This window comes from Pseudoalteromonas sp. GCY (assembly GCF_016695175.1).
GTDB lineage: Bacteria > Pseudomonadota > Gammaproteobacteria > Enterobacterales > Alteromonadaceae > Pseudoalteromonas.
Genome location: NZ_CP068022.1, coordinates 1,099,897 through 1,111,428 on the forward strand (window position 1 = coordinate 1,099,897; position 11,532 = coordinate 1,111,428).

Annotated in this window: 11 protein-coding genes; 9 read left to right on the forward strand and 2 right to left on the reverse strand. The window is 43.1% G+C overall.

The features are described 5' to 3' along the window. Positions 1-21: 21 nt before the first annotated feature. On the reverse strand, positions 22-1,179 hold the full coding sequence (locus JJQ94_RS04450; RefSeq protein WP_099029810.1) for a serine hydrolase domain-containing protein: 1,158 nt from the start codon (positions 1,177-1,179) through the stop codon (positions 22-24). 246 nt (positions 1,180-1,425) lie between these two features. Here JJQ94_RS04450 and JJQ94_RS04455 point away from each other — a divergent pair, with 246 nt between their 5' ends. From JJQ94_RS04455 to JJQ94_RS04470, 4 genes are read left to right on the forward strand one after another with little or no spacing between them, the layout of a single operon-like run. Continuing rightward, positions 1,426-2,217 carry a MipA/OmpV family protein gene (locus JJQ94_RS04455; RefSeq protein WP_099029809.1) on the forward strand — a complete coding sequence of 264 codons (792 nt, stop codon included), beginning with the start codon at positions 1,426-1,428 and terminating at the stop codon, positions 2,215-2,217. Between the two features lie 10 nt (positions 2,218-2,227). Continuing rightward, positions 2,228-2,599, forward strand: a complete 372-nt coding sequence (locus JJQ94_RS04460; protein ID WP_099029808.1) for a DUF3019 domain-containing protein — start codon at positions 2,228-2,230, stop codon at positions 2,597-2,599. An 8-nt stretch (positions 2,600-2,607) separates the two neighbouring features. Further along, complete coding sequence (locus JJQ94_RS04465; RefSeq protein WP_099029807.1) at positions 2,608-3,300, forward strand: response regulator transcription factor; 693 nt, start codon at positions 2,608-2,610, stop codon at positions 3,298-3,300. After that, positions 3,300-4,553, forward strand: a complete 1,254-nt coding sequence (locus JJQ94_RS04470; RefSeq protein ID WP_099029806.1) for a sensor histidine kinase — start codon at positions 3,300-3,302, stop codon at positions 4,551-4,553. The genes JJQ94_RS04465 and JJQ94_RS04470 overlap by 1 nt, the downstream gene beginning before the upstream one ends. 91 nt (positions 4,554-4,644) lie before the next feature. On the opposite strand, the gene JJQ94_RS04475 is transcribed toward JJQ94_RS04470, so the two are convergent. Continuing rightward, a complete protein-coding gene (locus JJQ94_RS04475; protein WP_099029805.1) occupies positions 4,645-6,648 on the reverse strand; it encodes a beta-propeller domain-containing protein in 2,004 nt (667 codons plus the stop codon). Positions 6,649-6,858: 210 nt separating this feature from the next. Between JJQ94_RS04475 and JJQ94_RS04480 the strand changes: the two genes are divergently transcribed. From JJQ94_RS04480 to JJQ94_RS04500, 5 genes are all read left to right on the forward strand, one after another. After that, positions 6,859-7,734, forward strand: a complete 876-nt coding sequence (locus JJQ94_RS04480) for a MipA/OmpV family protein (protein WP_236596443.1) — start codon at positions 6,859-6,861, stop codon at positions 7,732-7,734. Beyond that, positions 7,724-8,113: a DUF3019 domain-containing protein gene (locus JJQ94_RS04485; RefSeq protein ID WP_010375649.1), complete on the forward strand. Its 390-nt coding sequence runs from the start codon at positions 7,724-7,726 to the stop codon at positions 8,111-8,113. Before JJQ94_RS04480 ends, JJQ94_RS04485 begins: the two co-directional genes overlap by 11 nt. Next, a complete protein-coding gene (locus JJQ94_RS04490) occupies positions 8,113-8,802 on the forward strand; it encodes a response regulator (RefSeq protein ID WP_010375648.1) in 690 nt (229 codons plus the stop codon). The genes JJQ94_RS04485 and JJQ94_RS04490 overlap by 1 nt, the downstream gene beginning before the upstream one ends. A gap of 7 nt (positions 8,803-8,809) precedes the next feature. Beyond that, entirely contained in the window at positions 8,810-10,039 is a 1,230-nt protein-coding gene (locus JJQ94_RS04495) for an ATP-binding protein (protein ID WP_099029803.1), read from the forward strand. 543 nt (positions 10,040-10,582) lie between these two features. Beyond that, positions 10,583-11,524, forward strand: coding sequence for a PD40 domain-containing protein (locus tag JJQ94_RS04500; RefSeq protein WP_099029802.1), 942 nt, complete (start codon positions 10,583-10,585; stop codon positions 11,522-11,524). Positions 11,525-11,532 lie beyond the last annotated feature (8 nt).

An 11,532-nucleotide genomic window follows, 5' to 3' on the forward strand; every position in this document is an offset into this window, starting at 1 on the left:
CCACTGAGTAGCCCCTTATCTTTACAAACCAAAAAGTGTATCGCGTAACTTATCTGAGATTTTATCAATCTCTGTATTGCATTGATTGTAGCCTTGGCAATTAATAATTGCGCTCATAACCATGTTTTCTGACGGCAGATACCAATTTAACGTCGCATACCCAAGCTCTGCACCGTTATGATGATAAACAGGTTTATTTCCGACTTGCTCGCTAAAGATACCCATGCTGTATTGCTGTCCGGTGACATCAGTATCCACCCATACAGATTCGCCTAGCAATTGCTCACGCACCTTAGCGGGAATATCTGGGCTCGTTATCATGATTTTAAATAAGTCACCAAGGTCCTTAGCCGTCGATACAATCGGTGCATCAGCCACACCGATATTGGCATAGTAAGGCTGCGTATTAATTTCATTACCCTCATCATCAACAAAGTACCCTGATGCAATTTCACCAAACGCCTTTTCGATTCCTCCATAACTCATACTACTTAAGCCAAATGGTTCAAAGATATACTCACGCATCGCCTTTGAGTGATGCTCCCCCAAAACTTTATCCATAATTAGGCCCGCCAATAAATACCCGGTATTAGAATATTTCCACGCAGCTCCGGGTTTGAAATTGGCGTCTTGATTGAGGGCAAACCGAAGTGCAAAGCTGTCCGTTTTTATTAAGTCTGGCTGTTGTAATACTGCAGCAAAAAATTCACCGTTAGCATCATTGAGATAATCATATAATCCAGCCGTATGATTGAGTAACTGCCGAACATACATTTCGTCACTGTTTTCTATCTGTTGTAAAAGTTCGTCAGACAGATAATCACTTATCGGTGCATCTAGATCTAATAACTGTTGTTCATGCAACATCGCCATTAAGAGCGCAGTTACTTTTTTCCCCGCACTGCCATTTGGGATCCTAGCGTCCGTGGTCATGGGTATAATGTTTTCTTTATCTGCTAACCCTGCAGCACCTTGAAATTGAATTGAAGGCGAATCGATATAAAGCACAATTCCAGGAATACCCGCTTCAACACTTTGTTCAAGCATTCCTTGAAAATCAACTACCGCAACAGAAGGAGAGACAGGGTTCGGGTTATCATTCGACGTCGACTGACTATCATTACAGCCAAATAACGACAGTCCGCTACACAATAATGTGACCAGTTTTAGTGTTCTCATGAGAAATACCTCGTTTCGTTTAAGTGACAAAACAATAACTAAGGTATGTACGCCATGCTGTCTCTGACTTTTTCAAAATGTATCAAACGGTAACGACTTCCTTTATTTTCATGCATAATGTCAGACCATTATGGAAGGCCAGAACAAGCTTGATACAATTCGATACAACTTGCAGAAAATCGATACAGCTATACTCGCTTACACTCACTACAGTAACTAGCAAATTAATAACTAATAGAAATTGCTATGAAAACACATTTATTGATTGCGGCCTCACTTATGGCCGCAAGTTCAGCGCAAGCAAAAGACACTGACTCGAAAAAAGAAAGTCATGGCTATTTAGCGATTGGAGTCGGGGTAAACTACAACAGCGGTATTTATAGTAATGCCAAGACGTCTTTCTTAACCACTTTACATGGTGCGTACTATTTTAGTAACGGTCTATTTATCGAGTTTCCGGGCCGCTCTGAAAAGTTTGACCCAGCACTTGCACTCGGTTATCAGTTTTATGAGACAGAAAATTGGGAATTTGATGCCCTACTCTCAACCGCTCATGGGCGGATAAATTACCGTTTTGGCGGGACTCGCTATGAGCGAAACACTTCGTCTTATCTTGGGATAAGAGCAACAGGGGATGTATTTGGCTTACAAATTAGAGCTATTGTTGCACCAAAAGTGATTAACTCAGACTATTCAGATGGTAGCTACGCTTCATTATGGATCTCTAAACCCTGGCAATACAAAAACTGGCACTTTTATAGCGCAGTCGGTGCACAATACCGAAACTCGGCCATTTTAGATTATTACTACGGTGGCGCACCATTTAAAGGTTACGATGCCAAAGGCGGGGCTAATCTTGGGGTAAAGCTCGGGTTTTCACGCGCTTTAACAGAAAATTGGATAGTCGATGGCCACGTCAGCTACACCAAATATGCATCAGGTATTATGGATAGCCCTATCACCAAGGCAATTGTCAGTTTTAACGATAGAATTGAGCACGGTGAAAGCATTGGCTTGTCACTTAGCTACGTATTTTAAGGAGCTAAATATGAAAAAACGACTATTTGGCTTAGCCCTACTCGCAATGCAAACTCAAGCGAAAGAAGAAATTAACGTCCCCGTATGGACCGTAAAACCAGGGCAATGTGTTGCGCTCGAACAAGGTCAGCAATGTTTTATCGACCTCTCAGTGACCTGGCAAACCTCAGTGACCGGTAACTTTTGTCTCCATGCCGATGAAAAAGAGCTGGTTTGTTGGCAGCAGCAAAAAACCGCGAGTTGGCAAGGCGAGATTTTAGTTGAGAAAGATTTGCTCATTACCTTAGAAGATAACAAGGATATTCTCGCAAGCTATGCGCTGCAATATGCTTGGGTGTTTAAACAACAAAAAAGTAACGCCGTGCGTTGGCGACTTTTCTAGGAGTAGTTGTGGTAGCCGAGTTAGTCCTAATAGAAGACGATAAAGAATTGGCCCAGTGGCTGAGTGATTACCTCTCTACCAAGGGATTTTCAGTGCGGCTATATCATGATGGTCAAGATGGGCTGGAGCACGTTTTAGCCTGTCCTCCCGATTTGGTGATTTTAGATGGCATGCTGCCAAGTTTAGATGGCTTTGAAGTCTGCAAGCAACTTCGTCAGTCGCTAAGCATTCCAATATTAATGCTAACAGCAAGGGATGAGGAAATTGATGAAATTATCGGCTTAGAGATGGGTGCTGACGACTACCTCAAAAAGCCAGTAAGAGGCAGGTTATTAGAAACTCGCATAAAAGCGCTATTAAGGCGCCATCATACTCAAGATACCACTCCCAAACAAACACTTGAGTTTGGCGCTCTCTATATCAATAAAGAAGACAGAAGCGTTACTCTTGCTGGGCAGCCCGTTAACTTATCCAGCAATGAGTTTGATGCGCTTTGGGTACTTGCCAGTAAAGCCGGAAAAATTGTTACCCGAGATGAGCTTACTAAAGCACTCAGAGGATTTGATTATGATGGGTTTGACCGCTCTATAGATTTGCGTGTTTCGCGACTGAGAAAGAAGCTAGGTGATGATGGCCAAAACCCATTTAAAATAAAGACGGTATGGGGTAAAGGATATCAGTTAGCGAAGGACGTGTGGTAATGTGGCGCTTCGTGTTTGCTTTGCTTATCATCTTAACGCTCGCAAGCGTCATCACAGGTCTGATATTTGACACGCTTATCGCCTCATCCTCAGAGAATAATGAAGCCCACTACGATCCACTTAGCACAACCGCACCCATTATTGCCGCAATGGCTAGAGACAACATACCTGAATCACAAATTATTGCGATCCCACTGCACCAAACACTAACCGCTCAACTTGTACCAAGAGCCGACTATCCACTTCCTGTGAGCTTAAGCCGCAAACTCTCTCAGCAGCGGTTTATTTACCTCGAAAGCGAATCTTCAGTAAGTGCTTGCATACTTATAAGCCAAGAAAATGTCTATATTTTGACAATAAAAAAGCAATTACAGACTAAATATGCTCTGCTCATGACCTTGTTATTTTACGCTATCGTTATCGTTGTTGTCGTCGCCTTTTTAACCCCATTTATTGCTAGGCTGTTAAAGCTCAAAAATGCCGCACATCAGCTGGGTAAAGGCGAACTCAACGCCCGCGTGCAAGTCGGTACGGTATGGTACTTAAAGGATATTGAGCAAGCGTTTAATCAAATGGCACGACAAATAGCCGGGTTAATGACTGACATGAAACTATTAAGCAGCGGACTTTCTCATGAATTACGTACGCCACTTGCAAGGGTGAGAATGGGGCTAGATACACTGGTTGAAACTCATGATGATGAGCTTCGGGCACAGTACGAAGATAGGATCAACCAAAACCTTGATGAAATGGAGCAAGTGATTGATGCTATTTTAGATTACGCAAGATTGCAGCACCGTCTTGACGACGTGGAACTTCAGCCTGTTGACTTGAATGCTATGGCTCGCCAGTTAGCCAATAACGCCCACGTCCATGACTTAACACTAAAACTTTCGTCAAAACCTTGCTGGATAATCGGTGAAGGTCAGTACTTACGCATGCTAATCAATAACTTATTATCTAACGCGATAAAATATGCCAACGGTAAAATATCACTAGAAACCCGAGTCGATAATGACAAGGTTAAGTTTATTATTGAAGACGACGGGATAGGTATAAGTAACGAGGTTCGAGACAAAGTGTTACTACCGTTTTATCGCGACGATTCTCAATCGCAATCAGGGTATGGAATTGGCTTGGCCTTTGTGCAACGTATAGTCACTCGCTTTGGCGGTACCATTGTAATTCAAAAAAGCCCCGCGCTGGGCGGGGCCAAAATCACTGTTTCGCTGATACAGACTCAGCAAAAGTAACGTTAACTCTGAAGCTGTGGTAAGCAGTGCTACAGTTCACCGCTTGGCAACGAAACAGTGTACAACAACCTAATATTCAAAGGGAGTTAGGTTAATGTGGTCCGCTGTTGTCAGCAGGCGTTTGCCAATTGCTCTGCCACACGTAGTTACCATGGATATAAAGCAGTTTATCAGCCTGAATAAGTCCTCTATCTGCTTCGGTATATCCGAGTGCTTTGTCACTCGCTATGGGCGTTGCTACCTCGGCACGGCTACTCCCACGATAAGTGAGTGTTGAGTCCACGCCGTGGATAATTTCAAATGCGGCGAGATCGTTTTGGCTATACCAGTTATAACTACTTTCATTCACTTGTTCTGTATTCCAGTAAACAATCGGCAAAGTGAACCGGGTTACTGAGGCATTGTCTTTTAGCATGGCCAAAGCGCGATAATCATATTCCAGCGGTGTAAATCCCCCTGCAAATGTATGATCTTTTAATAGCTTGGGTTCAGCAGGATTTGCAACATCAAACAAGCTCACTTTGGTGCCGGGCTGCACGTTTCCATCAGGGTCTCCAAGATGCTGACCTACCCCTAGAAGCAAACCGTCACCGACAGGGTGCAGATAAGAAGAGAAACCGGGGATCTCTAAACTTCCCGAGATTTTAGGCTGTGATGCGTCAGATAAATCCAGAACGTAGAGAGGATCTATTTGTCTAAAGGTTACGATATAGGCGGTATCGTTAAAATATCTAACCGCATAAATGTCTTCATCCACAAGCCCCGTATCCGGATTAATTTTACCAATGGGGGTTGGATTTTGGCTATTTGGTAGCGTCGCCACGGTGTTGAGTTCATTCCCTTGTGGTTTGAGCATATACAACTTATGACTATTACCGATATCTGTATCATACTGACTCGTTACTACGCGCAGAACGCCATCTTTTTCATCAAATCGAGTCGCGGCCATCGTATCGCTGACACGAGCAAGTTGACCTTCCACCTCACCTGTTGCTTGGTATGTCACCCCTTCATCCGTTAACAATAACTTATGTAATACTATGCCTGATGGATCCCAGATTGAAGTGTTGACATCACCATCACTGCCATTAAACGAGTAATTGTAAAGATACACTGCTGTTGCAGACATATAAAAACCAAAGGTGCGCGTACTAACGCAAGTTGTTTTCACCTCATCAGGATTACGAATGTCAATCTCAGTCACTGTTGTTAAGCCATTATATCCATCTTGCGCGGTAGCATCTGCTGGCAAATAACAGCCATCTGCGGCAACCAGTGGCGCTACACTTCCTTGCTTTAAATTTCTAAATTGAGGTAATAAATCGTTAATGTTAGTGTCCATTAAGCGATTGTAGCTTGCTACTTTGTCAGCGCTATTAAAACCACTGTAGCGTATAGTGTGGTCGGCGATAACATAGAGTTTGTCACCGATTAATCTGCTGCCAACTAGTGAACCATCAATTTGAAAGCGCTTTTCGACCTCAGCCTGTGCGGGTAGGGATACGTTACTAAAAGCAAGCTCAATCACGCCTTGATAATTGATCTCAGGTTGTACCTCTTGCGATGACATATCATCAGCAAAATCATACTCATAGTCCATTAATACGCTGATGAGTTGATTGTTTTTAAGGTAAAGATTTTGGCTTGCAAACTCTGAATCTGATACCGCTAATTCATTAACTTGTGTAGGGACATCCGTAGCCTCTGTATCTAAGATCCTAACGAAGGTTTTGCTGTCAGTATCCGCATATGCAACGCTGGTCGAGCCGCCGATAAATAAGTAACGGCCATCGAATTTAACCCGGTCGCTTTCTGATACCCCTTCAACCAGTTGATTGGTGCCTGAGTAAGGTGCACTATCTGTGGTTGCAGATGGATTTTCCAAATCATCGCCATTATTCAACCCACCGCTGGCAACGAAAATACCGTTTTTGATAAACTGACTAAACTGAGCTGATGAAGCTGACTTCAACGGCGCAGAGCTATTATTAAGCGCGTTAAGTTCTGGTAATTTATCTTCATCATTGTCGTTACTACCACCACATGCGCAAAGGCTAGCGGCAAGCGGAAGACTGAGCCAAATTTTGCATCTCATGATATGTTTCCTTGTAAGTTAAGTGCCAACGTAAGCCTAAACTTTCACACTAAAATTTCTGTTATCTTCGCTACTTGTTTTGTTATTTAATGTTACCCTTTCTGGTAATTTGTACAGCGACTGGTAAATTACACTGGTAGTAATAATGCGCTTTGATTGACACCTCTAAAAAGCCAGTGCAAAGCCCAAATTCAGAACTGGAGTTCCAAGTTGAATAAGTTATTAATGGCCTTAACCTTGCTGATTAGCACTCTGGTAAATGCCACGGCGGTGCCATGTGACGCCAATGACAGCGAGTGTACGCCAGTCGATGAATGGCGATTTGGCATTGCACTTGGCGGCGGCGTGATCTCCAACCCACTCCATGACGGTGAAAATATTCCCTTGGTTGTTGTGCCCTATATTAGTTATTACGGTGAACACCTCTTTCTTGATAATGGGACTTTGGGCTATACCTTTCACTATACTGATAAATTTGATCTTAGCTTGATCGGCACATTTAATACCGAGCAGGCTTATTTCGAGAAATTTCACCCAAACAATATATTCGTGCAAAAAATGGGGTTTGATGCCAGCAATGAGCTCCCTGGCGGAGAATTCGCCGCAGAGCAAACCGCTATCTCCTTAGACGATATCGAGTCGAGAAAATGGGCCATAGATGGCGGCGTTTTAGCCCACTGGATAATGAGTGATAGCGTAAAAATCAGCGCATCATGGCTCACAGATATCACCAACACTTATCAAGGTTACAATGCTGATGTTGGAGTTAGCTATCGTTTTAGATTCGATAATACACCTAACACTTATGTGTTTATTAAAGCGGGGCTAAAATGGAAAAGTCGACAACTGGTGGACTATTACTACGGCATAGACAAAGCGGATACTCCGAATAGTGAACTATGGTATAAAGGCAGCTCAAGCTTCCAGCCTTATGTTAGCTTTGCTTACTCTTATCCCGTAAGTGAGTCTTGGACCTTTAAATTTAACGCCAAATATCAGCAACTTGATAGCACAATGACAGATAGCCCGATAGTCGAGGATAGCTATACCGCGACGGTCTTTGTCGGGGGAAAATATGAATTTTAGGTTGTACTTAATCATAATTATAATTTTCAGCGCACCAAGTAGAGCTTTAACCAAACCCAACAATGGCATTAATTTAGAAATAAAACCGATTACATGTATGGTGAAACAAGCAGGGCAACGCTGTGAAATGACGGCAAAAATTGCTTGGCAATCGCCCTCTAAAATGAACCTATGTTTATTTCAGGAAAAACAAAAATTACAATGCTGGGAGCAGGCCAAGGAGGCAAAATCAACACAAATTATCCAACTCTCAAAGTCCATGCTCTTTACCCTAAAAGATGCTAAAAATAACGTTGTTGCAAAACAAAATATTGAAGTACACACAAGCGTCAACCAACAATATAGACGCAAACTCAGAAGCGATTGGAGTGTGTTTTAATGGCCAAGGTATTACTTGTCGAAGATGATGTAAAACTAGCGGAGTTAACCGCAAAGTTCTTAATCCATAATGGCTTTGAAGTCGTTCAATTACACAATGGTATTAACGCCATTAAAGCGATTGAAGCAGAAAAACCTGACATTCTCATTTTAGATATTATGCTACCCGGACTTGATGGTTTTTCTATTTGCAAAGCTGCGCGCGGTGAGTTTAAAGGGCCGGTTTTATTTCTTACCGCCAAAGACAGCGACTTCGACCATGTAAAAGGGCTTGAAATCGGTGCTGATGATTACATTATCAAGCCTGTTGAGCCATACGTACTACTTGCCCGTTTGAATGCGCTATTAAGACGTACACAAAATGATGAAGTTCAGTCTGACTCCATTACCTTAGGCGAATTACAAATAGATAAATCGGACCGTAAGGTCTATTTGGCTGGAGATGAGGTTGAGCTCACAAGCTATGAATTTGATTTACTAAAGACGTTGGCAGGCCATGCGGGCGAAACGCTGAGTCGAGACTATATCTATAAACATGTTGTTGGCCGCGAATATGACGGATTAGATAGAAGTGTTGACGTACGCATTAGCCGGTTGCGTAAAAAGCTTGGCGACAATCTAGAGCAACCTGCGAGGCTTATTACCGTGTGGGGTAAGGGCTACCTCTGCTCTAAGTCTGCTTGGGGCTAGTGTATTTGTGCTAAAACTATTACTCAGCCTCTATTTGGCTGTGTTTACCAGTATTGTCGTCATCAACCAAGTGAGCGAAGCTATTTGGTCTCATTGGGTGCTCTCCGCGCCCGATGAGTTGCGTCACGCAAAAGCGGTTGCCAACACACTGAAATCCACGATTTCCTCAGACCAGCTACCCCGAGAGTCAGAAACTGTCAAAATACTCAACATGGATGATGTCGCTTGGCTGCCTGAGCAAGCCAGCGCTTTAGTTCAAGGTGGTATTTTAACGAGCTTTGACGATGAAGGCCGCGCTTGGCTGACTTTCAAAGTACCCGATTCAACGTTGCTGCTGCAATTAGGGCCATTGGCACCGGCGGCTTCTGCCGCCAATAAACAATGGATCATCAAATTGCTTTCTTATGCCGTGCTCGCGTTTTTACTTATGCTGTGGATAAGACCCTTGTGGCTTGATTTATTGCAACTGAGATATATCACCGAAAATCTCACTCAAGGCCAACTGCCCAAAGCGACCCGACATTCCCGGTTTTCTGCCATTTCAAATTTAACCGAGCAGATCCGCGACTTGGCATCTCAAGTCGCAAGGCTAATTGAAAACCAAAAACTACTCGTTAATGCGGTTTCTCACGACCTGCGCACCCCACTTGCCAGACTTAAGTTTGCTTTAGCTATGCTGCCAGAGCAAAGCCGTGAGCAAGCAAGTGATATGGCGGACGATGTGGTCGAAATGGAGGCGATGATTGATGAAATGCTAGCTTACGCACGGCTTGAATTTGAAGTAGAGAAACTTGAGATAACGCCAATTGACCTTTGTGAACTTGTCAGCGATCAGATAAGCAAACTCAATAAGCTTACCGATAAAAAAATAACGTTCAAGAAAATGAGTAATACGGTCATCATCTCTGGCAACCTACATTACCTTTCTCGAGCTTTGCAAAATATCGTACAAAACGCTGATAAATATGGTCGCTCAACCATAGCGATTAATATTGAGTGTGACAAAAGCAATGCCTATATCCATATTGAGGATGACGGTGATGGAATTCCTAAATCTCAGTGGGAGTCGGTTTTTATTCCCTTCTCACGCTTAGATGAAAGTCGCAGCAAAGATAACGGTGGTTATGGCCTTGGACTGGCTATCGTACGCAAAATCGCCACTTGGCATCGCGGCAGTTGCCATGTTGGATTCTCCGAACTTGGCGGTGCTAAGTTTACTCTGACTTTGCCACTGTAAAGCTAATTGATCTATATAATTGTGCTGGAGTTCATATACACTCGCATCATCAAACTAATAACAGTAAACGCTTATTTGATGGTGCAGTGATAAGACTGAGCATACCCAAATTTGTTGACTCTTCGATTGTGGTACTACAAGATGCAGGGCTTTGAAATAGGTTAGTAAGTCGATACTAATCTCTAAAAGGGCTGCAACGACTCAAATTTGCTTAAAATGACGTGTATGCAAGGACGACGTGTATGCAAGGACAGGCTTGGGTAGTTTGCGGTTAGTTATACGATAACCTGAAGATAAATACGAATAACTCACAACGAACCTAGAGCGGCTGGCACCGTACTTATTGCTTGTAAAAGCAACCACTGTAGAGGCCTTAACGGCGGAGGCTCGGAATTCCTAAAGGCAATTTAATTATTGTTTTACATTAGTTTACACGTAGCTTTACCCCATAGCTGATACAGTGTTCTCTGTTCAAAAGAATAATGTAAATCGCTACCCCCCTGCTACTGTAAGCAGGTTTATCTAGCGCTTAAGGAGAACAGCATGAATATTATAAAACCCGCCACCCCCTTACTTTTTGCAGCCGTCATGCTCACCAATCATGTTCATGCTAACGAAGCCTTGCCAAGGCTACAAGGACCTTGGCTTGGCCAGACACCGCCTGGGTTAACCGCGCAGCTTTTTGCCCCCGATATCATCTCGATTGACGGCCGTTATGAATTCGGAGTGTCGTTCTCTCCCGACCTTACAGAAGTGTATTTCACTGCCTTTGAAGAGCAAGAAAATGTGGATTCAGGCCCACGGATCATGTATTCAAAAATAGAAAATGCACAGTGGACTCAACCTCAAGCCGCAAATTTTACTGGTGGAAGAATGAGTTATGAACTGGTCCCCCATGTAAGCCTGAACGACAACCGGATTTACTTTACCGCGCGTTCAGATGACCCCAAAGCGTCCGGAATTTGGTACGTTACCCGTAGCAAAGGTGGCTGGAGTGAGGCTAAAAGGTTCGATTCAGCAATAAACACGGGTAAGTTTTCAGACTTCAACCAAAGCGCAAATGGCGAAGCTGTTTTCTCCAATATGTCAGAACGCAAAATGTATACCGCTGAAAATACAAACGGCGCGTTTACGACTCCCAAAGCCATTGATATTGAGTTTGGATTTCATGGTTTTATTTCGCCCGCTAACGATTACCTATTGGTTAATAGTCGTCACAGAGGCGATAAGAGTCGAAAAGACAACGACCTATATGTCTATTTTAAGGAGCAAGATGGCACTTGGTCTAGCCCTATAAATTTAGGTGAAGGGGTTAATACCCGTTACTCAGAAACCGTTCCAAGAATTACACCCGATGGTAAATACCTATTTTTTGGCAGATATAATGAACCCGGTGATATATCAAACATATATTGGGTAAGCACTGAGGTTATTACCAAGCTAAAAGATGCTTATTTTACGGGAAAGTCGACTAAGCAGATTTAGAACCTTGT